Source organism: Winogradskyella pulchriflava, assembly GCF_042434315.1.
GTDB classification, from domain to species: domain Bacteria; phylum Bacteroidota; class Bacteroidia; order Flavobacteriales; family Flavobacteriaceae; genus Winogradskyella; species Winogradskyella pulchriflava.
Genome location: NZ_JBHLTQ010000006.1, coordinates 211402 through 235998, shown reverse-complemented (window position 1 = coordinate 235998; position 24597 = coordinate 211402). Strand labels below are relative to the sequence as shown.

25 protein-coding genes are annotated in these 24597 nt (G+C 34.0%); 16 read left to right on the top strand and 9 right to left on the bottom strand.

Annotation, left to right across the window (positions count from 1 at the left end):
• Positions 1-9: 9 nt before the first annotated feature.
• The 7 genes from ACFFGA_RS12995 to scpA are packed head-to-tail and all read left to right on the top strand — an operon-like array spanning position 10 to position 6785.
• Positions 10-1110: a PQQ-dependent sugar dehydrogenase gene (locus ACFFGA_RS12995; RefSeq protein WP_386064718.1), complete on the top strand. Its 1101-nt coding sequence runs from the start codon at positions 10-12 to the stop codon at positions 1108-1110.
• On the top strand, positions 1107-1565 hold the full coding sequence (locus tag ACFFGA_RS12990; RefSeq protein WP_386064716.1) for a c-type cytochrome: 459 nt from the start codon (positions 1107-1109) through the stop codon (positions 1563-1565). Before ACFFGA_RS12995 ends, ACFFGA_RS12990 begins: the two co-directional genes overlap by 4 nt.
• A gap of 46 nt (positions 1566-1611) precedes the next feature.
• Positions 1612-2217: a uridine kinase gene (gene udk, locus ACFFGA_RS12985; RefSeq protein ID WP_386064714.1), complete on the top strand. Its 606-nt coding sequence runs from the start codon at positions 1612-1614 to the stop codon at positions 2215-2217.
• Positions 2217-2543 carry an FtsB family cell division protein gene (locus ACFFGA_RS12980; protein WP_386064712.1) on the top strand — a complete coding sequence of 109 codons (327 nt, stop codon included), beginning with the start codon at positions 2217-2219 and terminating at the stop codon, positions 2541-2543. The genes udk and ACFFGA_RS12980 overlap by 1 nt, the downstream gene beginning before the upstream one ends.
• Positions 2536-3954 carry a methylmalonyl-CoA mutase subunit beta gene (locus ACFFGA_RS12975; protein ID WP_386064710.1) on the top strand — a complete coding sequence of 473 codons (1419 nt, stop codon included), beginning with the start codon at positions 2536-2538 and terminating at the stop codon, positions 3952-3954. Before ACFFGA_RS12980 ends, ACFFGA_RS12975 begins: the two co-directional genes overlap by 8 nt.
• Before the next feature lie 3 nt (positions 3955-3957).
• Positions 3958-4602, top strand: a complete 645-nt coding sequence (locus tag ACFFGA_RS12970) for a hypothetical protein (protein WP_386064708.1) — start codon at positions 3958-3960, stop codon at positions 4600-4602.
• Positions 4599-6785 (top strand): methylmalonyl-CoA mutase, encoded by a 2187-nt coding sequence (gene scpA, locus ACFFGA_RS12965; RefSeq protein ID WP_386064706.1) that lies wholly within the window; start codon positions 4599-4601, stop codon positions 6783-6785. The genes ACFFGA_RS12970 and scpA overlap by 4 nt, the downstream gene beginning before the upstream one ends.
• A 74-nt stretch (positions 6786-6859) precedes the next feature.
• Here scpA and ACFFGA_RS12960 read toward each other — a convergent pair whose 3' ends face one another.
• Both ACFFGA_RS12960 and ACFFGA_RS12955 read right to left on the bottom strand, forming a co-directional pair.
• Positions 6860-7471: a hypothetical protein gene (locus ACFFGA_RS12960; RefSeq protein WP_386064705.1), complete on the bottom strand. Its 612-nt coding sequence runs from the start codon at positions 7469-7471 to the stop codon at positions 6860-6862.
• A gap of 241 nt (positions 7472-7712) precedes the next feature.
• Positions 7713-10475, bottom strand: a complete 2763-nt coding sequence (locus ACFFGA_RS12955) for a M16 family metallopeptidase (RefSeq protein WP_386064703.1) — start codon at positions 10473-10475, stop codon at positions 7713-7715.
• A 397-nt stretch (positions 10476-10872) separates the two neighbouring features.
• Between ACFFGA_RS12955 and ACFFGA_RS12950 the strand changes: the two genes are divergently transcribed.
• From ACFFGA_RS12950 to ACFFGA_RS12915, 8 genes are read left to right on the top strand one after another with little or no spacing between them, the layout of a single operon-like run.
• Positions 10873-11640 carry a ParA family protein gene (locus ACFFGA_RS12950; protein WP_386064701.1) on the top strand — a complete coding sequence of 256 codons (768 nt, stop codon included), beginning with the start codon at positions 10873-10875 and terminating at the stop codon, positions 11638-11640.
• Positions 11640-12542 carry a ParB/RepB/Spo0J family partition protein gene (locus ACFFGA_RS12945; RefSeq protein ID WP_386064700.1) on the top strand — a complete coding sequence of 301 codons (903 nt, stop codon included), beginning with the start codon at positions 11640-11642 and terminating at the stop codon, positions 12540-12542. Before ACFFGA_RS12950 ends, ACFFGA_RS12945 begins: the two co-directional genes overlap by 1 nt.
• On the top strand, positions 12532-13137 hold the full coding sequence (locus ACFFGA_RS12940) for a DUF5683 domain-containing protein (protein WP_386064698.1): 606 nt from the start codon (positions 12532-12534) through the stop codon (positions 13135-13137). Before ACFFGA_RS12945 ends, ACFFGA_RS12940 begins: the two co-directional genes overlap by 11 nt.
• A 1-nt stretch (position 13138) precedes the next feature.
• Positions 13139-13843, top strand: coding sequence for a 4-hydroxy-tetrahydrodipicolinate reductase (gene dapB, locus ACFFGA_RS12935; RefSeq protein WP_386064696.1), 705 nt, complete (start codon positions 13139-13141; stop codon positions 13841-13843).
• Positions 13844-13856: 13 nt separating this feature from the next.
• Positions 13857-14213, top strand: a complete 357-nt coding sequence (locus ACFFGA_RS12930; RefSeq protein ID WP_386064694.1) for a four helix bundle protein — start codon at positions 13857-13859, stop codon at positions 14211-14213.
• Positions 14214-14248: 35 nt separating this feature from the next.
• A complete protein-coding gene (gene lepB, locus ACFFGA_RS12925; RefSeq protein ID WP_386064692.1) occupies positions 14249-15853 on the top strand; it encodes a signal peptidase I in 1605 nt (534 codons plus the stop codon).
• Between the two features lie 19 nt (positions 15854-15872).
• On the top strand, positions 15873-16484 hold the full coding sequence (locus ACFFGA_RS12920; RefSeq protein ID WP_386064690.1) for a WbqC family protein: 612 nt from the start codon (positions 15873-15875) through the stop codon (positions 16482-16484).
• Positions 16485-16487: 3 nt separating this feature from the next.
• On the top strand, positions 16488-16796 hold the full coding sequence (locus ACFFGA_RS12915; RefSeq protein WP_386064688.1) for a DUF6122 family protein: 309 nt from the start codon (positions 16488-16490) through the stop codon (positions 16794-16796).
• On the opposite strand, the gene ACFFGA_RS12910 is transcribed toward ACFFGA_RS12915, so the two are convergent.
• The 7 genes from ACFFGA_RS12910 to ACFFGA_RS12880 form a co-directional block, all read right to left on the bottom strand.
• Positions 16788-17810 carry an endonuclease/exonuclease/phosphatase family protein gene (locus tag ACFFGA_RS12910; protein WP_386064686.1) on the bottom strand — a complete coding sequence of 341 codons (1023 nt, stop codon included), beginning with the start codon at positions 17808-17810 and terminating at the stop codon, positions 16788-16790. The two genes, ACFFGA_RS12915 and ACFFGA_RS12910, sit on opposite strands and share 9 nt — an antisense overlap.
• A 30-nt stretch (positions 17811-17840) precedes the next feature.
• Positions 17841-18707: a rhomboid family intramembrane serine protease gene (locus ACFFGA_RS12905; RefSeq protein ID WP_386064685.1), complete on the bottom strand. Its 867-nt coding sequence runs from the start codon at positions 18705-18707 to the stop codon at positions 17841-17843.
• Positions 18708-18709: 2 nt separating this feature from the next.
• On the bottom strand, positions 18710-19462 hold the full coding sequence (locus tag ACFFGA_RS12900) for a rhomboid family intramembrane serine protease (RefSeq protein ID WP_386064683.1): 753 nt from the start codon (positions 19460-19462) through the stop codon (positions 18710-18712).
• Positions 19463-19465: 3 nt separating this feature from the next.
• Positions 19466-21322, bottom strand: coding sequence for a DNA mismatch repair endonuclease MutL (gene mutL / locus ACFFGA_RS12895; RefSeq protein WP_386064682.1), 1857 nt, complete (start codon positions 21320-21322; stop codon positions 19466-19468).
• Entirely contained in the window at positions 21322-21627 is a 306-nt protein-coding gene (locus ACFFGA_RS12890; RefSeq protein WP_386064680.1) for a hypothetical protein, read from the bottom strand. Before ACFFGA_RS12890 ends, mutL begins: the two co-directional genes overlap by 1 nt.
• Positions 21628-22031: 404 nt before the next feature.
• Positions 22032-22538, bottom strand: a complete 507-nt coding sequence (gene ribH, locus ACFFGA_RS12885) for a 6,7-dimethyl-8-ribityllumazine synthase (RefSeq protein WP_386064678.1) — start codon at positions 22536-22538, stop codon at positions 22032-22034.
• Positions 22539-23306, bottom strand: coding sequence for a tetratricopeptide repeat protein (locus ACFFGA_RS12880; RefSeq protein ID WP_386064676.1), 768 nt, complete (start codon positions 23304-23306; stop codon positions 22539-22541).
• 140 nt (positions 23307-23446) lie between these two features.
• On the opposite strand from ACFFGA_RS12880, the gene recF reads away from it, so the two are divergent.
• A complete protein-coding gene (recF, locus tag ACFFGA_RS12875) occupies positions 23447-24526 on the top strand; it encodes a DNA replication/repair protein RecF (protein WP_386064674.1) in 1080 nt (359 codons plus the stop codon).
• Positions 24527-24597: the final 71 nt, after the last annotated feature.

Sequence of the window (24597 nt, the reverse complement as noted above, 5' to 3'; positions counted from 1 at the left end):
GCTTTAAATATGAAGTTAAAACTTCCAATTATTGGTTTAATTTTAATTAGCATACTAACCTGTGCTCAAGATAAAAACCCTATAAATAAAGAAAATAGCCACGAAGTTGTAGTTTCTGATTTAAACATTCCTTGGGGCTTTACCTTTCTTCCTGATGGAGCAATACTTATCAATGAAAAAGAAGGCAAACTCATTCATTTTAAGAACGGAAATAAAACAACCATATCAGGATTGCCAGACATCTACGTTCGTGGTCAAGGTGGCCTTATGGATATTATTTTGCACCCAAACTATAAAGACAATGGTTGGGTATATTTTTCTTATGCATCTTCTGAAGGCGAAGGTGACGGAGGAAATACCACAATTGCAAGAGCAAAACTTAACGACAAAAAACTCACAAACTTTGAAGTGTTGTACAAAGCTGAACCAAATTCTAGAAGAGGACAACATTTTGGATCACGATTAGTTTTTGATAATGCTGGTTACTTATACTTTACTATTGGCGATCGTGGAGACAGAGATACTAACCCTCAGGATATCACAAGGGATTGTGGCAAAGTTTACAGAATAAATGATGATGGCACTATTCCTAATGACAACCCTTTTGCACAAAGCATAAATGCAAAAAAAGCTATATATTCTTACGGCCACAGAAACCCTCAAGGTATGATATTGCATCCAAAAACAGGAGAAATCTGGACCCACGAACATGGTCCAAAAGGTGGTGATGAGATTAATATAATCAAAGCTGGAAGTAATTATGGCTGGCCAATAATAAGCTATGGTGTAAATTATAGCGGTACAAAATTCACGGAACTCACAGAAAAGGAAGGTATGGAACAACCATTACATTACTGGGATCCGTCAATTGCTCCAAGCGGTATGGCATTCATTAATAGCGACAAATATGGAGATTGGAATGGTAATCTTTTAGTTGGATCTTTAAAATTTCAATATTTAGACATGTGTACCATAAAAAACAATAAAGTAACGAAAGAGGAACGTTTGCTTGACGGATTAGGTAGAGTACGTTGTGTAGAGCAAGGACCAGATGGCTATATGTATGTTGGTATAGAAAATTTAGGAATAGTAAAACTTATAAGAAAATGATAAAAACCATAAAACTTCTATTGCTGTTATTCATAATAGCTTCATGTAACTCAAAAGAAAAGAAAACCACCAAAGTTGAATATCCTGAAAAAACATCAATAACAACGCAATTTGATAAAGAATTAAAGACCAGCATGGATAGAGGAAAATCTGTTTATGATGATATGTGCATTACATGTCATATGGCTAACGGTAAAGGAGTTCCTAAGGCCTTTCCTCCATTAGCAGATTCAGACTACTTAAAAAACAAACAAGAAGAAAGCATCATAGGTATAAAGAATGGCATGTCTGGCGAAATGATTGTTAATGGTATAACATACAACAGCGTTATGACTCCACTTGGACTTACCAATGAAGAAGTTGCAGATGTTATGAACTACATCAACAATAGTTGGGGAAATAATTACGGTAAATTCATTACCGCTGAAGAAGTTACAAATATTATCAAAAAATAATGCTATTTAACTAACTTTGCAGAACTAACTTAATCTATAAACAACAATGTTAATAATCGGAATTGCAGGTGGAACAGGATGTGGAAAAACCACTGTTGTAAACACAATTCTTAATGAACTTCCAGAAGGCGAAGTTGGCGTTATTTCTCAAGATTCTTACTATAAAGACACCTCGCATTTAAGCTACGAAGAGCGTGTAAAAATAAACTTTGACCATCCACGATCCATAGATTTCGATTTACTGGAGAGTCATCTAAAACAATTAAAAAAAGGCGAGTCCATAGACCAACCTGTTTACTCTTTTGTAAAACACAACCGCACAGGAGACACCATTACAACAAAACCAAGAAAAGTAATGATTGTGGAAGGAATTTTAATCCTTACAAATCCTGAGCTAAGAGAACTGTTTGATATTAAAATATTTGTACATGCAGATTCCGACGAGCGTCTAATTCGTCGTTTAAAAAGGGATATTACTGAGCGTGGACGCGATATCGATGAAGTACTCACAAGATATCAAAATACCTTAAAACCAATGCATCAGCAATTCATAGAGCCTATGAAAGAGTACGCAGACCTCATTATTCCCAACAACAAATACAACACTGTTGCCGTAGATATCGTTAAAACAATAATTAACGAGCGTTTATAATGAAGATTTTAAACAATAAATACCTGAAACCTTTTAAGAATATTTACCTTCTTGTACTCATTGTTTTTATTGTTTGGATGCTGTTTTTTGATGCGCATTCATTATTATTTCATTACGAACTTAACTCAGATATAGAAGAGTTAGAATACCAGAAAGAGCATTACAAAAATGAAATGGCAAACGACAACAAAGCTATTAAAGAACTAAGTACTGAGGAAGGTATAGAACGTGCTGCTCGCGAAAACTATTACATGAAAAAACCTAACGAAGACATCTTTATCATTGAGTATGAAGACAGCATAGCCAAACAAAAGCAAGATGAGTAAACCTTTATTTAATGCGTTTGAAAGCGTTTCTTCAAAAGCCTGGAAACAAAAAATACAAGTCGATTTAAAAGGTGCTGACTACAACGACACCTTAATTTGGAAAACCAATGAGGGTATAGACGTAAAACCGTTTTACCATTCAGACGAATTTAAAACACTTCCAGAAGTATCAGCTAGCAAAGCTACAGAATGGAACATCTGTCAGTATATTGAAGTTTCTGATGCTAAAGTAGCCAATACAATAGCTCTTGATGCCATTAACCGTGGCGCAGAACATATTTTATTCCATATTAAATCTGAAACAATTTCTATTGAGACCTTGCTTCAGGATATGAACTTAGCAAAAATTCCTGTAGATATATCTTATGATTTTCTTTCGGACGAGTTCATTAATAACGTACTATCTACAACTTCAAGCATTACCGATAATACCAATGACACTTTAGTTTTTCAGACCGACATTATAGGTAATTTAGCCAAAACAGGTAATTGGTTCAAAAACCTTAATGAAGACCACAAAACGTTTGAAACGATTATTAAACGCACCAATCAACTCAGTGTTGATATAACATTATACCAAAATGCAGGAGCAACAATTGTACAACAATTGGCTTATGGACTTGCACATGCCAATGAATATCTAGATCATATCCATAATACAGAAACACTAAAATCACTATACTGTCACACTGAGCGGAGTCGAAGTGCTAAAGCACTAAATGTTACCTTTAACGTATCAATTGGCTCAAATTACTTCTTCGAAATTGCTAAACTTAGAGCTTTACGTCAATTATGGTCAACATTAGCTTCTGAATATGGTATTAATCCTGAATGCAGAATAATAGCAACACCAAGCAAACGAAACAAGACCATTTATGACTACAACGTCAATATGCTTCGTACCACCACAGAATGTATGAGTGCTATTATTGGTGGAGCAAATGCTATTTACAATTTACCTTATGATGCCTTATACCATAATTCAAATGAATTTGGAGAGCGCATCTCTAGAAATCAACTTTTAGTTTTAAAAAATGAAAGTTATTTTGACAAGGTAAACAACCCAGCAGATGGAGCCTATTATATTGAAAGTCTTACAGAACAATTAGCCGAAAAAGCCTTAAATCTTTTTAAGGATATTGAAGCAAATGGTGGATTTTTAAACCAACTGAAAGAAGGAACTATTCAACGAAAAATTAAAGAAAGTGCTTCAAAAGAACAGGCAGATTTTGATGCTGAAAAATTAGTGCTTTTAGGCACAAACAAGCATCCAAACCCTACTGATAAAATGAAAAATGAGTTAGAAATTAGTCCTTTTTTAAAAATTGAAAAACGAAAAACGCTTATTGAACCAATTATAGAAAAAAGATTATCAGAGAAATTGGAAATCAATAGATTAAAAGAAGAGTAAAACATGATATTGAGAAAACCTATAGTGGTAATTTTGAGCATCCTTTGCGTCATTACAACCTCATGTCTAGAAGTTGCAAAAGAAATTTCTAATTGGACCCAAATTGAAGACATGGATTCTATTGATGGTCAAACACATTTGTTAAGTGATGATGGCATAAAAATCTTCTTGCCAAAAACATTTAAAAAATATGCTTCTGTGGAATATTTGGCATTGCTAGATTCAATGATTCCAAATAATAAAGATTTAGAAATTGAGCGCACAAGGTTTAGACATATCAGAGAAATGGAAGGCAATCATTATGTGTTTTTTGATAATTCAATCAACTCAACATATACCATCAATACAGTTCCTTACACACCAATATCTCGACAAGACGCAAAGTTCATTCTAGGTATGATTAGACAGAATCAAGATATGGTAGCTGATGCAACGGATTTAAAATTTACCAAGATAACTGCCAAACATAATGATAATGGCAAAGCTCAAGTTTTCAAAGCCATTTTTAAGCTCGAAAATCAAAAATTACAACAACAAGCATTTCAGCATGCTTATTTTATTTCTTCAAATAAAAAAACCGTATTAATAAATCTAATGGCACCTTTTGAAGTGAATTTTGATCCATTTTTAGAAAAAATGATATTATGAGCAGAAAAAACCTTCAACATATAGAACTCAATTCTAAATCTTCAGGTCATACATCCGACACTAACAGCAAAACCTATTTAACTGCTGAAAATATCGATGTTAAATCAACCTATTCAAAGGATGACATTAAAAACTTAGAGCATTTAGATTTTGTAGCTGGTATTGCGCCAAACCTTCGTGGACCATACTCAACTATGTATGTTCGCAGACCTTGGACCATTAGGCAATATGCAGGTTTTTCAACTGCCGAAGAGAGTAACGCATTTTACAGACGTAATCTTGCTGCAGGACAAAAAGGATTGTCTGTTGCTTTTGATTTGGCGACACATAGAGGTTACGATTCAGATCACGAACGTGTTGTAGGTGATGTTGGTAAAGCTGGTGTTGCTATAGACTCGGTTGAAGACATGAAAACGCTCTTCGACCAGATTCCTTTAGATAAAATGTCTGTTTCTATGACCATGAATGGTGCTGTTTTACCCATTATGGCATTTTATATTGTTGCAGCTGAAGAACAGGGGGTACAACCAGAACAATTGGCAGGAACCATTCAGAATGATATCCTAAAGGAGTTTATGGTGAGAAACACGTACATCTATCCACCTACTCCGTCAATGAAAATCATTTCAGATATTTTTGAATATACGAGTAAGTATATGCCAAAATTCAATAGTATCAGTATTTCGGGTTACCACATGCAAGAAGCTGGTGCCACTTGCGATATTGAACTGGCATACACCTTAGCTGATGGCTTAGAGTATATTAGAAAAGGTCTCGAAGCTGGTATGGATATTGACACCTTTGCGCCTCGCCTTTCCTTCTTTTGGGCAATTGGCATGAATCATTTTATGGAAATTGCTAAAATGCGTGCAGCACGTATGTTATGGGCAAAATTGGTAAAACAATTCAATCCAAAAAACCAAAAATCTTTAGCTTTAAGAACCCATTGCCAAACTTCTGGCTGGAGTTTAACAGAACAAGACCCTTTTAACAACGTGGCAAGAACTTGTGTTGAAGCATCTGCCGCAGCTTTTGGTGGCACACAGAGTTTGCATACCAACGCCTTAGACGAAGCTATAGCGTTGCCAACAGATTTTTCGGCACGAATTGCCAGAAACACGCAAATCTACTTGCAACAAGAAACCCATATTACCAAAACAGTTGACCCTTGGGCTGGTAGTTATTATGTTGAAAAACTAACTCACGATATTGCCCAAAAAGCATGGGAACTTATTGAAGAAGTTGAAGAATTAGGCGGAATGACCAAAGCAATTGAAGCTGGTATACCAAAATTGAGGATTGAAGAAGCTGCTGCACGTAAGCAAGCACGAATTGATTCTGGGCAAGATATCATCGTTGGTGTAAACAAGTATCAGCTTAAAGAGGAAGACCCATTGCATATTTTGGAAGTTGACAACCAAACTGTTCGCACGCAACAGATAGAACGTTTAAATTATATCAAATCCACACGAAACAATAAAGAGGTATCAGAAGCCTTATCAAAATTAACCGAAGCAGCACGCAATTGGTCAAATGCTGATAAAAACTCTAACGAAACTTCGAAATCTCATTCAAGAGATTCCCATTTTCATGGGAATTTATTAGCTTTAGCAGTAGATGCTGCCAGAAAACGAGCTACATTAGGTGAAATAAGCGATGCATTAGAAGCCGAATTTGGACGTTATAAGGCACAAATAAAATCCTTTAGCGGAGTGTATAGTAAAGAAATAAAAGACGATAAGAGTTTTCAAAAAGCAAGAGCACTTGCCGATAAATTCGCTGAGCAAGATGGTCGCAGACCTCGTATTATGATTGCCAAAATGGGACAAGATGGTCATGATAGAGGTGCAAAAGTTGTTGCAACAGGTTATGCAGATGTTGGTTTTGATGTAGATATTGGACCACTATTTCAAACACCAAAAGAAGCTGCCAAACAAGCCGTTGAAAATGATGTGCATATTCTAGGCGTGTCTAGTTTAGCTGCAGGACACAAAACGCTGGTACCGCAAGTTATTGAAGAACTAAAAGCTTACGGTAGAGATGATATTATGGTTATTGTAGGTGGAGTAATCCCGAAACAAGATTACCAATATTTGTTTGATGCTGGTGCAGTTGCCGTTTTTGGACCTGGTACTAAAATTAGTGATGCTGCTATTCAGATTTTGGAGATTTTGATTGATTAGATTCAAAAATTTAAAAAAGCTTCAATACAAAAAATTTCCCCAAAAGGTAAATATTTAGTTGCTTATAAATTATTCTAAAAAATTACACCAAGGCTTAAACCAAGCCCATTGACTTTGACAATATTATCTGATTTACCTATACCTTCGTCAGTAAGACTAACTGTTTTATGAGAAAAAAAGGCATCTGATACGAGAAATAGATTATCAGCAACCTGAAATTTATATCCTATTCCAAGATTAAAAATCACTCCTTTGTTTAATCCAGACTCATTACCATCAAGTTTAATTGTGGGACCAATATCTAAAAATGTGTAAAGTGATTCTCCATCATCAGAAAAATATGCTCTTGCATCTAAAAATAAAGGGAGAACGTTAAAATCTGGGTTGTCATGATTTTCAAGACCAATACCAATTCCTAAGGAAAAACTAGGCGAAAGAAAAAAGCCATTAATGGTTTGAAAACTCCATGTATCTGAACCAGCAGTATCTAAGTCGCTGAAAAAATTTCCTTCACCAGAAATAAAGACTTCTTGCTTTATTTTATTGGATTTACCGAAACTGATTTTTGAAATATTGAAAAACCCTTGATTTCGATATGTATCTTTATCTGAGTCTGTGTCCTGAGCATAAGAGAACAAGCAAAAGAACAATACAGTAGTAGAAGTGATAAAAAAATTTCTATTCATTTTATAAACATGATTAATGTTTCGGCAACCAATATATTATCATTATCAACACCTGCAAAACTATATTATTAAAACCGCTATGTATTTTGATAAAATTTATCACTTCGAGTGGATTTTTAGATTAAAAATGAGCGAAAATTGAATAAAGAAGATTGATTTTTTCAAACAATTAATACTCTACTTCGCAAAAAAAAGCCCTTCAAAACGAAGAGCTTCTTTATTTTTAAAAGACGACAATCAATTAATCATCAACTTTTTTATCATCCTTTTTAATATCATACTCCTTAAAGTCTCCACCATTTACAACAGACCATTCTTCCATATTTTTGAAATAGGTTTTAATAACTTTATTAACATCTTCAACTGTTAAGCTTTTAACCTTGTCTTCGATATTTTTATGGAAGGTCATATCTCTATCATAGTACAAGTTGTTGTTTAGTGTGCTCGCTAATTCATTATCCTTAGCTCTAGAAACACTTTGCGCTTGTACCCAACCAGCTACAGCATCATCTAACTCTTGTTGTGTAATACCATCCTTAATAAAACGTGCTATTTCTTCCTTAAAGCCTTGCTGAACTTTTGCTTCATTTTCTGGTGCGTAAATGGCATAGATATACATTCCAGAGTTTTTATCCTCTTTATCGCCATCTACATTAACTCCACCACCTGCACCATAGCTTACACCATCTTGTTGACGTAATCTTGTAGCGATACGAGAGTTTAAGAAACCTCCACCAAATACAGAACCAGCAACCTGTAATGCTGCATAGTCTTCATCGTATTGACTGCACTCAAAGTTTAAGAACCCTAAAGTGAAAGCATTTTTCTTGTCTGGTGTTTTTATTTTATCGTTTGCTGGATTGTTTGCCGCAAAAGGATCTTTAATTTCAGAATAAGGTAAATCCGATTTAAAGTCAGCAAAAGCCGTTTCAAAATAACTTTTTAATGCTTGTTCATCGATATTACCGATAGCTATTAAAGTTGCGTTATTAGAAATACCATAGAAATCATCATAATAGGCTTGCATATCTGCAACAGTAACATCATTAATAGCCGCAAGCTCTTCTTCCATACTCATATTGTATAAAGGATGACCTTTTTTATACTTCTGATTAATTTCACCTAATCGTTTTTGTACCAAATACTGTGGCTCTGTTTTATTACGCTCAATATTGGCAATATCCTGAGTTTTCAACTTATCTAATTCTCCCTCATCAAAAGCTGGAGATTTTAACATCTCAGTCATTAGCTTTAGAGTTTCCATTAAATGCTCTCGCGTAGAAGTTACATAAGCAGTCGTTCTACCATTACTTCCACTGAAGTAAACACTAGACTTTAATTCACTCAACTTATCTTCTATATCTTGTCTGGTTTTAGACTTTGTGCCTTTATTAAGCATTCTTGCTGTGTAACTAGCAACGTTGCCTTTGTTCATTAAATCATCAACCGTTCCGTTTCTAAACGTAAAATTGACATTAACCGTTTCTCCTCTATTATCTTTTTTAATGAAGCCGTACTCAATACCTGTTCCTCCAAGCACTCCAGAGTCAAAACGATTTTGAATGTTAGTGTAAGACACGTCAAACGCCTCACCAGCTCCCAAAGCCTCTTTACCTTTATAATTTGTTACCAAATCCTCAAGACCTTCAGTATGTGGAATTTCTATTCGCATTGGCTGCTTTGTTGGTATAAAATTACCAACAGTTCTGTTTGTTTTAATGAAATAACGGCTCAGCACATCATTCACTTGTTCTAATGTTGCATTTTCAATACGATCTCTGTGAATAAACATTAATCGCCAGTCACCTGCTCCAATAAATTCACTGGTATAAGTTCCTAAATATGAAGAATTTCTCAAGATTTGATCCATCTGCTTAACCAGATTAGCCTTAGCACGCTTTAATTCTTCTTCGGTTATTGGGTTGCTTCTAAGTCCATCAAACATAGTTAAAAGTGCTGATTCAGCCTCAGCTAACGACTTGTCAGAAGGCACATCAACATTAAAATACATAAATCCAGGCTCTTTGGTAAATGGAGAAAAGCTCCATAATGAAGACGCCTTCTTACTTTCTACTAAAGCTTTATACAAACGCCCAGAAGGTTGGTCTGTGAGTATATTTTCCACAATAGCTAAAGGAGCATAATCCACATGCGAACCTGCAGGTGTATGGAATAATGCTGACACTAACTGTAGGTCACCTACTCTACTTAATTCCACTCTCTTTTCACCATCTTGTGGTGGCTCAATTGTAGGAACATCTATTAATGGCGTATCTGGATTTTTAATACCACCAAACTTCTTTTCAATAAGCGCAAGTGTTTTATCTGTATCAAACTTCCCTGTAACCATCAATACAGCATTGTCTGGTCGGTAATATTTTTTATAAAATGCTTTTAAGTTATCTATTGGCACACGCTCAATATCTGATTTGTTTCCAATGGTAGATTGACCGTAGTTATGCCATAAAAACGCAGAACTAATCACTTTTTGCATTAATACTGACGTTGGTGAGTTTTCACCAGACTCAAACTCGTTTCTTACAACTGAAAATTCTGAATCTAAATCCTTTTTTGCAATGTAAGAGTTAACCATACGATCTGCTTCAAGGTCTAAAGCCCAATCTAAATTGTCTTCAGTAGCATTAAAGGTTTCAAAATAGTTGGTACGGTCGTACCATGTAGTTCCATTTGGTCTAGCACCACGAGCCGTTAATTCTTTAGGTATATCAGGATGGTTAGGAGTTCCTTTAAATACCAAATGCTCTAAGAGGTGAGCCATACCTTTTTCTCCATAACCTTCATGTCTGGAACCTACTTTGTAGGTGATATTAACGGTTACGGTTTGAGAAGAGTTATCTGGAAATAAGAGCACCTTAAGGCCATTATCCAGTTTATACTCTGTGATGCCTTCAACTGAGGCCGTTTTCTTAGCTTGTGCATTTATTGTAACAGAACAACAGATGACAAACATAAGTACTAAAGTAGTACGTAAATTGATTTTCATTTTTTGATTATTTTTTATAGTTGCTCTAAAATTAAACATAAAGACCTTAAATAGATGTTAAATAAATCTAATTTTTCTTCTAATGAATTTAATATGAAACCTTTGAATGACACACACCGAATTTTAAAAAGCTTAAAACAGATTTAAAAATACAGCTAACAACACCTGTATAAACTTGAGTTAATATCCCATTAAAAGCATAGAAATTGTATTTCTTAATCCGTTTGAGGTTCCAGCACAAACATGAAGCTGGATTGTTTTTAGTTTCTGAACAAATTTCGGAATTGTAAAAACAAGATTTTCAGGCCACTTATGCTTATAATCAATGTTAACAACTTCAATTTCCTAAACTCATAAATAATTGTATTTTTAAACCCTTAATAAACCAAATCATTTAATGGGTAAAATCATTGCAATTGCTAATCAAAAAGGAGGTGTTGGTAAAACAACAACCTCTGTAAATTTAGCCGCTTCTTTAGGCGCACTAGAGAAGAAAGTCCTACTTATAGACGCAGACCCTCAAGCCAACGCTAGTTCTGGCTTAGGCATAGATGTAGATGCTGTAGAAATAGGTTCTTACCAAGTACTAGAACACACAAAATCGGCAAAAGAAGCTATTATTGCTTCTAATGCACCAAATGTAGATGTTATTCCTGCACATATAGATCTTGTTGCTATTGAAATAGAGCTTGTAGATAAGGACGACCGGGAATATATGCTGAAGAGAGCCATTTCAGAATTAAAATCTGATTACGATTATATTTTAATTGACTGTGCTCCATCTTTAGGATTACTAACTTTGAATGCTTTAACAGCCTCGGATTCTGTAATTATTCCTATTCAATGTGAATATTTTGCACTTGAAGGTTTAGGAAAACTGTTAAATACTATTAAAAGTGTACAGAAAATACATAATGAAGCGTTAGATATTGAAGGTTTACTTCTTACGATGTTTGATTCGCGTTTACGTCTGTCTAACCAAGTGGTTGAAGAGGTTCAGAAACACTTTAGTGAAATGGTGTTTGAAACCATTATTCAACGTAATGTTAGACTAGGTGAAGCACCAAGTTATGGAGAAAGCATTATTAATTATGATGTGAGTAGTAAAGGAGCAGCAAATTATTTGAGCTTAGCCAAAGAGCTTATAAAGAAAAATGAATTATAATGGCAAAAGCAACTAAAAAACAGGCATTAGGACGTGGACTTTCTGCATTGCTGAAAGATCCTGAAAATGATATAAAATCTGCTGAGGATAAAAATGCCGATAAGGTTGTTGGTAATATTGTAGAACTTGATATTGACAGTATTGAGGTCAACCCTTTTCAGCCAAGAACCAATTTTAACGAAGAATCGTTAAGAGAATTAGCATCTTCTATTCGCGAGTTAGGTGTTATACAGCCTATAACTGTTAGAAAACTTGCTTTTAACAAATACCAATTGGTTTCTGGTGAGCGTCGTTTTAGAGCTTCAAAATTAATTGGACTAGAAACTATACCTGCGTATATAAGGATAGCTAACGACCAAGAGTCTTTAGAAATGGCATTGGTTGAGAATATTCAACGCCAAGATTTAGACCCAATAGAAATTGCATTGTCTTATCAACGCTTAATTGATGAAATTCAACTCACTCAAGAACAAATGAGTGAGCGTGTTGGAAAAAAACGTTCAACAATCGCCAATTACTTGAGATTACTAAAACTAGACCCAATAATACAAACTGGTATGCGAGATGGTTTTATCTCAATGGGTCACGGTAGAGCTATGGTTAATATTGAAAGCCAAATCGACCAGTTGGAAGTTTATGAAAAGATCATCTCCAATAAATTATCGGTTAGAGCAACAGAACAACTGGTTAAAAACTTAAATTCTGAAAGCGAAACAAAACCAGAAAGTGGTACTGTTGAAATCCCTAAATACATCAAAAAAGGGGTTAAGGAGTTTTCGGAATATTTTGGCCACAAAATAGACGTAAAAGTAGCTAAGAATGGTAGCGGAAAGATTACTATTCCTTTTCATTCTGAGGAAGACTTCAATAGAATTAAAAAACTAGTGCAGCGTGCTAAATAGAACACCATTTATTCTTTTACTGTGTTTGTTTACAGTAATGCTGTCTTTTGCTCAAACAAAAAAAGACAGTACTAGTGTTGATTTGGATAAAGAATTGGTCGTTATTGAAGAACAAGCTATTGAAAAAAAAGAAATTGACCCTTTAAGACCTACTAAAGCTGCATTTTATTCTGCAATTTTACCAGGCGCAGGACAATTTTACAATAAAAAATATTGGAAAATCCCTATTGTTTGGGGAGCCATTGGTACTGGTATTTATTTTTATGTAAGAAACGATCAGCAATATGACCGTTACAGAGATGCTTACAAAAGGCGTTTGGCTGGTTTTAAGGATGATGAGTTTACTGATGCTGATGGCAATCATCTCATTTCTGATGATGGTTTAAGACGTGCTCAAGAACAGTTTAGACGAAATAAAGAAGTTTCCCTTTTAATTACTGTAGGACTATATGCACTCAATATTATAGATGCAAACGTAGATGCACATCTTATGCAATTTAATGTGGATGAAAACTTAAGCTTAAGTCCACATTACAAATACAATCAAATGGAAAATTCCACAGATTTGGGATTGACATTAAATTTTAAATTTTAGAATGAATATAGCTTTACTTGGTTATGGCAGAATGGGTAAAAGCATTGAAGCAATTGCTCTTAATCGCAACCATAAAATCACACTAAAAATAGCCAATGCTACCGATGATTATGATTTTTCTAATGTAGATGTAGCCATAGATTTTAGTATTCCAAATGCAGCTGTTACTAATATAAAAAAGGCTCTAGACGCTGGAGTGCCAGTAATTTCAGGAACTACAGGCTGGCTAGAAAACTACGATGACATTATTAACTATTGCAATACTAAAAACGGAACATTTCTATATGCTTCAAATTTTAGTTTGGGTGTCAATATCTTTTTTGAAATCAACAAAAAGCTCAGTCAGTTAATGGCTGGTTTTCCAGACTATAGTACTGAAATAGAGGAAATTCATCATACCCAAAAATTAGATGCACCAAGTGGCACAGCCATTACTTTAGCGGAACAGATTATTGAACAAACAAATTATAAAAACTGGACTTTAGAGCAGCCTAAGGCTGATGAAATTCATATTGAAGCTAAACGTATTCCAGAAGTTCCTGGCACGCATGAGATTACTTATAATTCTGAAATAGATTCCATAAGTATAAGGCACACAGCACACAGCAGGCAAGGTTTTGCACTCGGAGCTGTAATTGCTGCAGAATGGATAAAGGACAAAAAAGGAGTTTTTAGCATGAAAGATGTGTTAAAAATTAATGGTTAATGCTGATTGAATAATGAAGAATGACCTAAAACAACGCACAAAATTATTTGCTCATAATACAATTAAATTAATTTCTCAATTACCTAATGATTATTTGTCAAATCATATAAAAAAACAACTCATTAGGTGCGCAACATCAGTCGCCGCAAATTACAGAGCCACTTGTATAGCACAATCAAAACGAAGTTTTATTTCTAAAATAAGCATTGTAATTGAAGAAATTGATGAAAGTCATTTTTGGTTAGAGTTTATTATTGACGAAAAACTTTTACCTTCGGACAATTGTAAATCTTTGTTAAATGAAGCGGATGAATTGACTAGAATTTTTATTTCATCAAGAAAAACTGCAAATTTGAATCTTACTAATTAATCAATTGTCATTAGACAATAATCATTTCCTATATTATGAACTGGACACAGTGGTTTATATTTTTACTGATATTACAAATAATACATGGCTTAGGTACATGGAAATTATACGTTAAAGCTGGCAAAAAAGCTTGGGAAGCCTTTGTACCTGTTTACAATGCAGTGGTTTTAATGAAAATTATTTCACGTCCTTGGTGGTGGGTGATTTTAATGTTCTTACCTATTGTAAATCTTATTATGATTCCTGCGGCTTGGGTAGAAACAGCAAGAGCTTTTGGAAAAGATACTAAGTTAGATGCATTACTATGTATTGTCACTTTAGGTTTTTATTTATACTATCTCAATTATGTAGCAGACGTTAATTATATTGAAAACAGAGACACAAAACCAAAAACCTCTACTGGCGAATGGATTACCTCTATCCTATTTGCTATTGTAGCCGCAACCATTGTACATACGTACTTTTTTCAACCCTTTGTTATTCCGTCTTCGTCGTTAGAAAAGTCGTTGTTAGTTGGAGATTTTCTTATTGTAAGCAAAATACATTATGGACCTAGAGCGCCAATGACTACTGTTGCAGCACCAATGGTACATGACACCATTCCGAAATTAGGTACAAAATCTTATTTATTTAATGATGAATACGACAAGCGTAATACATCTTGGATGAATAAATTGCAGTTGCCTTATTTTAGATTACCAGGATTTGAAAACGTAGAACGCAACGATATTGTAGTGTTCAACCAACCAGCAGATACGTTGTTGGATATGAACGATTTTAATCCAGATCGTAACTACTACAAACCTATTGACAAAAAAACAAACTTAGTAAAGCGTTGTGTTGGAGTTGCTGGAGATACTTTAGAAATAAGAAATGGATACGTTTTTATCAATGGAAAGCAAAACCAACTACCTCCTAGAAGTCATTTGCAATTTTCTTACGATGTTATTTTTAAACGCAATCTACAACCAGCAAGAATTCTAGACATCCTAAAAAAGCACGATATTACAGATGGTCTTGGTTATGGCACAACGGAAGGCTCTTATAGGATTCCTGCTGCAACAGAAGAGGCTATCGCAAAATTAAAAGCGCATCCAGAAGTAGCAAGCATAGTCCCTTTAAGAACTGAAAAAGGCGTAAATGGTAAAATTTTTCCTCATGATCCTAGTTACAATTGGAATATTGACCATTTTGGACCAATTTGGATTCCTAAAGCTGGTGCTACCTTACAACTCAACACTGAAAATATTGCGCTTTACAAACGTGCTATTGGTGAGTATGAAGGTAATAAAGTTATAACCAAAGGAAATCAAATATTTATCAATGATCAACCTTCAACATCGTATACCTTTAAGCAAGATTACTATTGGATGATGGGAGATAACAGACACAATTCCATAGATAGTAGATATTGGGGATTTGTACCTTATAACCACATCTTTGGTAAACCTGTGTTTATTTGGATGAGTATTGATGGCATTAACGATGGTCTTAAAAACTGGAGTTTCCGTTGGGACAGAATCTTTACAACTGTTAGTGGTAGTGGTAAACGTACTTCTTACTTAATACCATTTCTAGTTATTATTTTTGGTATCACTTTCTACAACAAATGGAGAAAGAAAAAGAAGGCTAAGTCTTAAAGTCTTCAATAAAGCTATTATGGATTGTCTCATACATCCAACTTATATACCTAATGTTGCACATTTTGTAGCAATGGTAAATTCTGATTCGGTTTGTTTTGAAGTCTGTGATAATTATCAAAAACAAAGCTTTAGAAACCGTACTGAAATTTATGGTGCCAATGGAAAAATGGCATTAACAGTCCCTGTAAAGTACACCCAAAAGAACAGACAACTTTATAAGGATGTAAAAATTGCTAATGATGATAACTGGCAATTACATCACCTAAAATCATTACAATCTGCTTATAGCATGTCTCCTTTTTTTGAATATTATATTGATGATTTAATGGTTCTTTTTGAAAAACGATTTGATTATATCTTAGATTTTAATCATCATTGTTTTGATATACTTCTAGACAGTCTTCAGCTCGAAATCTCAATAAACGAAACCCAAAGTTTTGAGATTGAGCCAGTAAACAAGAAGGATTTTAGAGCATTAGTCAATCGAAATTATAAGGTAAATACATTTGAAAAATACACTCAAGTATTTACAGAAAAACATGGTTTTATTTCAAACCTCAGTATTTTAGACTTGCTCTTTAACGAAGGCCCAAACACGGAATTGTATTTAAAAAAGCAGAACATATAACCAATGTTAAGATTCAGCCTACATTATGGTTTTCACTTTGGTTTGCCCCTAATTATAGCGTTGCTGTTTTTTAGAAAAAATTGGCTTAAAGCTTACTTAATTATGTTAGCGGCATTTGTCATAGATTTAGACCATTTACTAGCCAATCCAGTATTTGATTCCAATCGATGTAGCATCAATTTTCATCCACTTCACTCTTACTATGCTATTGGTGTATATTTTTTAATGCTCATACCAAAACAAACTCGGATTTTCGCCATAGGCTTATTGGCGCATATCATTTCAGATAGTGTGGATTGTTGGCTAATTTAACTTGATTGTCGTTTTTATAGGATAATGGTCCGAGAGCTTTTGTTCAAAAGTTTTAAAGCCATTAACGGTAAAACTCTTATCAGCTAAAATAAAATCTATCCTAAGCGGAAAGAATTTAAAATCGTAGGTTTTACCAAAACCATTACCAGCTTCCTCAAAAGTATCTATCAAATTATCTCCCTTGATTTTTTTGTAGATGTAAGAATAGGCAGTATTGTTAAAATCTCCTGTAACAATAGTTTTGTACTTACACTTGGACTTGTGTTTAAGAAACAGCTCTACTTGTGCTTGTTGTTCCTTAAATGTCGTCCCTACTTGCTTGAATAATTGCTCTGAAGATTCCTTTTTAAGTTTATCGACATCAGTATTCACACCTGAAGATTGCAAGTGTAAGTTATAGACACGTATGGTATCTTTTTCCTTTACAACATCTACAAAAATGGCATTATTGCTAGTATTAGGAAATTCCAAAGAGCCAGAATTAACAATTGGAAATTTAGAAAAAAGCGCTTGTCCTCGCTTTACAGTATTATTAAAGGTCGTATTAAAACCAAAATAACCATCCAAAGTAATAGGATCTTTAGTTCTATACTCTTGTAAACAAATTATATCTGGATTTTCATCGCGAATTAATTTTACAATATCTTCTTTAACCGTTTTGCTAGGCAACCATTGAAAATGATTAAAAAGCCTTACGTTATAAGACATTACAGACATATTATTAGGATCTTCAATCTTTTTAGAAGACGAAAACTTATATAAAGAACCTAAGTAACCCCAACCCAATGCTAATACAACTAAAGACAAAAGCATTTGCTTTTTTACTTGAAGCAACCAATAAATAAAAAAGAAAATATTGAGTAAAATGAGTAAAGGCACACTAAGACTTAAAACCGATAAAGACGCAAAACTTTTTGGTGGGACAAAAGGTAATATGTAAGAAATAAGCAATAAAAATGCTGCCAACGAATTGATGACAAACATAATCTTACCAAAGAATTTTAACTTCTTCATATAAATTTCCCTTAATAATGGAAACTCTTTTTACTTTCCTGCTTTAAAGAGAAACTCCTTCTCCTCTGCAGTTAGGCTTTCATAACCACTTTTACTTATTTTATCGAGTATTAAATCTATTCTCTTCTGCTTATTAAACGTTTGAAATTCTTCTTTAGTCTTACCTGCATAAATCGTCTTTTTCTTATTGCGATGCACTGTTTTTAATGTCGATTTTGGCAGAAACCAACTTACAACGGCATCCATATTTTTTTCAAAACCTGTACCTATATCCTTTCCTTGTTGCAGCTTAGTCGCGTACAAATAACCTAATAAGGCTCCACCAAGATGTGCTACGTTTCCGCCTTGGTTCCACCCAAACAACCCAATTACATCCATAATAACCAAGGCAATAGCAATATATTTAAGCTTTACATTGAAAAAAATCAGCCTAACTTCGGTTTGGGACATATAAACCCCTAAAAAGATCAACAAAGCTCTAATGCCTGCAGACGCTCCAACTACTCCAGAGGTATTAACCAATAATCGACTTGGCAAAACGTTATAAACTAAAAGAAATGCCAATCCACCTACAATGATTCCCAACAAGTAGATGTTTAATGCCATTTTAGGACGGAAGAGGTTCATCAACATTTGAGAGATAAAATACAATACCAAGAGATTAAAAAGAATATGGAAAAAACCATAATGTGCAAAACCGTAAGTAATAATTGACCATGGTTGCCAAATAAAATCTAAAAAATCAGATGGTAATCGCAAATAAGAAAGTGAGTTAGCTGTTCTTCCAAATACTTTTATCAGCTGACCAATGATGAAAACGATGATGTTAACAACAATGATTTTTTCAAAAGCATTAAACCTGGCAAACTTATATTTTAAATCTTGTAATGTGCTCATGGTTAATTCCAGCGGTATTTGTCCCTTTCATTTTTCTTCCAAAAATACATAAGCAAAAATCCTGTTAATGCACCACCTAAATGAGCAACATAGGCTGTATTGCTTGGACTAAATATTGATTGACCAGTAATAGCAGAAAATAAGTCAAGTAAAATTATACCTGGAATAAAATATTTTGCCTTAATTGGAATTGGCAAGAAAATCAACATAAGTTTAGACTCAGGATATAACATTCCAAAAGCCACCAAAACTCCCATAATTGCACCAGAAGCACCAACCATAGTTGTATTTATGGCGTTTCTAAAATTATCCCAACCGTCACCTAATATTGTAACCCAACGTTGGTCATATTTTCCTTCAGCAATAATATTAGCAACTTCAGTTTGTGATATTCCTGCTTCTATTAAAGCTGACAAACCTGTGTTATATTGAAAATACAAATAAGCAATTTGAATAACTGCGGCTCCTAAACCTGATAAGAGATAAAAAATCAAGAACTTTTTCGTTCCAAATATCTGTTCTACGGCTGTACCAAACATCCATAGCGCAAACATATTAAACAAAATATGCATAAAATCTCCATGCATAAACATATGTGTTATAATCTGCCAAGGTTCAAAAAGTGGGTTCTTAGGAAAAAATAAAGCAAACCATTCGTAAAACATTTCTCTATTACCTACGAGGTAAGTTCCAAGAAACATTATAACGTTTATAATCAATAAATGCTTAACAGCATCAGTTATCTGTGCTCTCATACTCTACATAAATTTTTTCTCAATATCATCAACTTTCATAGTAATAAACGTTGGTCTATTGGTTGGTGATACATTGGGTTCCTTACAAGCAAATAGACTATTGACCAAATGCTCTTGTTCTGTACTGTTTAGAGATTGCCCATTTTTTATCGCCAAACTCTTTGCCATGGATTTGGCTAATAAATCCGTAGTGCTAAAATTAGTATCTGGCACATCATTTTCTACATCACTAATTAACTGCTCTAGTATTATAGATACTTCGCTTTCTGGCACACCTACAGGAACTCCTGTTATAGTTATTTCCTCTTCAGTTAAACCAGAAAACACAAAACCAGTATGTTCTAAGTCTGATTTTAAGTTCTTTATAATATTACTCTCGTTTGGCGTAAAATGCAATTGCAACGGAAACAATAATTGTTGACTAGTTGCCTCCTTAATTGTAATGTGCTTTAAAAAATTTTCGTACAATACACGTTGATGTGCTCTATTCTGGTCAATAATTAACATACCAGATTTCAATGTACTAACGATATATTTTTGCTGTAATTGAAATGTTGTTTTAGTCCCTTCAACAGAAGAATCACTAAAAATTGATGCCGTTTTAGCATCGCTTTCAAAAGTTACTTGGCTAAAATCGTCATTAGAGTTATTGCCTTTAGACTCTAAGTCAACATAAAGACTTTCCCACGATGCAGTTGGTGCTTTCTTATGATTTTTTTGTTGACCATATTGTTTTGTACTAGGAGCATCATCTGCAAACGGATTAAAGCTTCTATCTACTTCAATAGCAGGTGCTGATGCAGCTTTATCCTTATAACTATAAGGTGTATTTAAACTGCTCTGATGTTCAAAATCCAAAACTGGAGCGATATTAAATTGCCCTAAGCTATGCTTAACTGCTGAACGTAAAATAGCGTACAATGTGTGCTCGTCATCAAACTTTATTTCAGTTTTTGTTGGATGAATATTTATATCAATAGTTTTTGGATCTACCGTAAGATTAAGAAAATAACTAGGATGGTAACTATCTTTAAGCAAACCTTCAAATGCTGCGCTAATAGCATGGTTCAGGTATGGACTTTTGATAAATCGTTGGTTGACAAAAAAGAATTGTTCTGATCTTGTCTTTTTAGAATACTCCGGTTTTCCTACAAATCCCGAAATTTTTAAAACTTCAGTTTCTTCTTCAACAGGCACCAGTTTTTCATTGGTTTTGTTTCCAAAAATATGCACAACACGCTGTCTGTAATTTTCATTCGGAAGGTTAAATAGTTCACTTCCGTTATGGTAAAATGCAAATGCAATATTAGGATGCGCCAAAGCCACACGGTGAAATTCGTCTGTAATATGTCTAAGTTCTACCGTATCTGATTTTAAAAAATTTCGTCTTGCAGGAATATTGAAAAACAAATTCTTTACAGCTACAGAAGTTCCTGTAGGAGTAACGGAAACCTCTTGTGATTTTACTGTACTACCTTCAATTTCAATAGCAGTACCTAGTTCGTCTTCTGGTCGTTTTGTTTTTAATTCAACATGAGCAATTGCGGCAATACTGGCAAGTGCCTCACCTCTAAAACCTTTGGTATTTAACTGAAATAAGTCTTCAGCCGATTTTATTTTAGATGTGGCATGACGCTCAAAACTTAAGCGTGCATCTGTAACACTCATGCCTTTACCGTTATCAATAACTTGTACTAAGGTTTTACCAGCATCCTTTATAATAAGCTTAATTTCTGAAGCCTCAGCATCTATGGCATTCTCAAGAAGTTCTTTAACTACAGAAGCTGGTCGTTGAACCACCTCGCCTGCTGCTATTTGGTTGGCGACATGGTCTGGTAAAAGTTGAATGATATCTGTCATTAGCGGTTAAGAGAGAATATAGAAAGATCGAAATCTATGAAATAAAGAAAAATTAAAATAAATAAAGCTACCAAGATTAAAATCGTTCTGTTAAACCCAGAATTGTTCCTATTTCTATTGTTTATTCTAGATTCGTGCCACTGTCCAGAAAAGTCATTTTTATTATAGGTATCAGCATACGCATCAAATTTTGTTGAATATTGTGATGCATCTGTTCCTTCTTTACCTTTATAATATCTAGGTGTATAGTTAAACCTTTTATTTCTAGGTAATTTTTTTATTAAAGTGAATTTTATTGGACCCATAATATCTTTATTTAATATATCCGTTAAGAATATAAATTAAAACAAAAAGCGAAGCTAAAATTATAATTAGAACAGGTAGTGACGTAAGTATATTACCTCTGCGTCTGGTGTTACCTCTCAATTCATTCCATTTCGCCTCCAAGTCGTCTTTCGACTCTTTTTCTTTAGAATCCTGAAAACGAGGCTTATAACTAAATCGTTTATTTTTTCGCTGATTTAACAAGCTACCTTATGAATTAAAACTTGATATATCTCAAAAGTACTTAAAATACTAGGAAAAAATGCCTAAGAATTCCTTAAAATTATCAACAAAAAGGATGCCATGATGAAGATTGGAAGTATAAAGTGTAAAGTATGTAGTAAAAGTATTTCAGGTTAAATCCTTTCACTTTTACCATAACTAACTACTTAGTCTTTTTTCTTAAGTCCGCCATTTTTATGGCAGCAATAGCAGCTTCGGTACCTTTGTTACCATGTTTACCACCTGAACGATCGATGGATTGTTGCATATTATTATCGGTAAGCACACAGAAAATAACAGGAATATCACCACTAAGATTAAGGTCTTTGATGCCTTGAGTAACACCTTCGCATACAAAATCGAAATGCTTTGTTTCACCTTGTATAACACAACCAATCACAATAATAGCATCTAACATACCAGAATCTGCATAAATACTTTTAGACATTCTGGCAGCACCATAGGTTAATTCAAAAGTACCAGGAACATTCCAACGTACAATATTCTCTTTAACCGCACCACAGTCTATAAGCGCATCAAAAGCACCTTGCCAAAGACCTTCCGTGATTTTGTCATTCCATTCTGAAACAACAATCCCAAACCGAAAGTCTTTCGCGTTTGGGATTGTTGTTTTATCGTAGTTAGATAAATTATGATTTGCAGTAGCCATTTATTGCATTTTTGCTTCCACCATTCCTATTAAAACTTCAGCTTGACTCGCTTCTGTAGAAGCTGAAAATTCAGACTCAATACGTTTTAAATAATCCAATGCTTTTTGATATTGCTCTAGACGAATAGCAATCCTAGCTGCTTTCATTAAAAACATAGGAGTAGTAAATTCGTTAACATTAGCTTTAAAGGCTTTTTCATAATACTCTAATCCTTCTTGATATTGCTCAAGCTGAACAAAAGCATCACCTATAGCACCATTTGCAACAGGACTAGGAATTGTAGCATCACCTGAAAAATCGCTCAAGTGGTTTATTGCATTCTGATAATCCTTCAAATTTAGGTAAGCCACACCAGCATAGTAATTCGCTAAATTGGCAGCAGGAGTACCTCCATACTGATCTATAATATCTAACATACCATATTTTCCTTCGCCACCATTTAATGCCATAGTGTAAAGCGAATCTGATGAAATACCATTAGCAGCATCCTCAAAATACTTTTTAGCTTGGTACATTTCGTTCATAGCTTCTTCCTGCTGAGGCTCAGCAACAAATCTGTTATAACCTAAGTAGCCTAATACAACTAATGCAATCGCAGCAATAACTCCGATTATGTAGTTTTGATTTTTAACTACCCATTCTTCGGTCTTGGAAGCACCTTCGTCTAAAGTATTAAATACTTCAGCTGTTGTTGAGTTTTCCTCAATAACCTCTTCCTTTTCCTTTTGGTTTTTTGGTTTGTAGCCTCTTTTCTTATACGTTGCCATATCTTGTCTATTAATGCGTGCGCAAAAATAAAATTTTTATTGGGATTTGAAAGCCTATTTATTTGTTATTTTTGAATAATTTGCACCTCTTGTATAATGCTTCTAAACCTCAACAAATTCAATAAAGCAGTGTTATTTTTATGATTCTAAACACGCTATCTTTAGTTAATTACAAAAATTTTGAAACTCAGGTTTTCGATTTCGACGCTAAAATCAACTGTTTTGTTGGTGCTAATGGTGTTGGAAAAACCAATGCTTTAGACGCTATTTATCACTTGGCTTTCGGAAAAAGTTATTTCAATCCTATTGCGCTTCAAAACATAAAGCATAATACCGAGTTTTTTGTTGTTGATGGCAATTTCACAAAGAACAATCGTACCGAAAAAATTATAGTTTCTCTAAAACGTGGTCAGAAAAAAATAATAAAACGAAATGGAAAAGCTTACGATAAGTTTAGCGACCACATTGGTTTTATTCCACTGGTTATTATTTCACCTGCTGATCGCGATTTAATTATTGAAGGCAGTGACACACGCAGAAAGTTTATAGACAGTGTAATTTCGCAAAGTGATAAAGCCTATTTATCGTCACTCATTGCATATAACAAAGTACTCTCACAGCGTAATGCTCTGCTAAAATACTTTGCACTCAACAACACATTTAATGGAGACACATTGGCCATTTATAATGAACAACTCAACACTTACGGTACAGATTTGTTTAAAAAGCGTGATGATTTTTTAAAGGTTTTTATTCCGATTTTTAAAGAGCGTTACCAAGCCATTAGCCAAAGTAAAGAAGTTATTGATTTAACCTATAAAAGCGATTTGTTTAGTGGTAGTTTAATGGACATCTTACAATCAAACCTCAACAAAGACAAAGCGTTACAATACACAAGTGTTGGTACTCATAAAGATGATTTAGTCTTTTTGATTGATGACTTCCCTATTAAAAAATTTGGTAGTCAAGGACAACAAAAATCATTTTTAATAGCACTAAAGTTAGCGCAGTTTGACTTTATTAAGCAACAAAGTGGAGTATCTCCAATTTTATTATTAGATGATATTTTTGATAAACTTGATGAAAACCGTGTAGCCCAAATTATCAGTTTAGTTGATGATGATCATTTTGGTCAGATTTTTATCAGCGACACGCACGCAGACCGTACTGAAGCTATTATAAAACAAATTCATCAATCTTATAAATTGTTTAAGTTATAAAAGCCAATAATGGGTATTTGGCAGGCCATGATCAATACCCAGTGAAATAATTAAATTACTAACTATCAGAT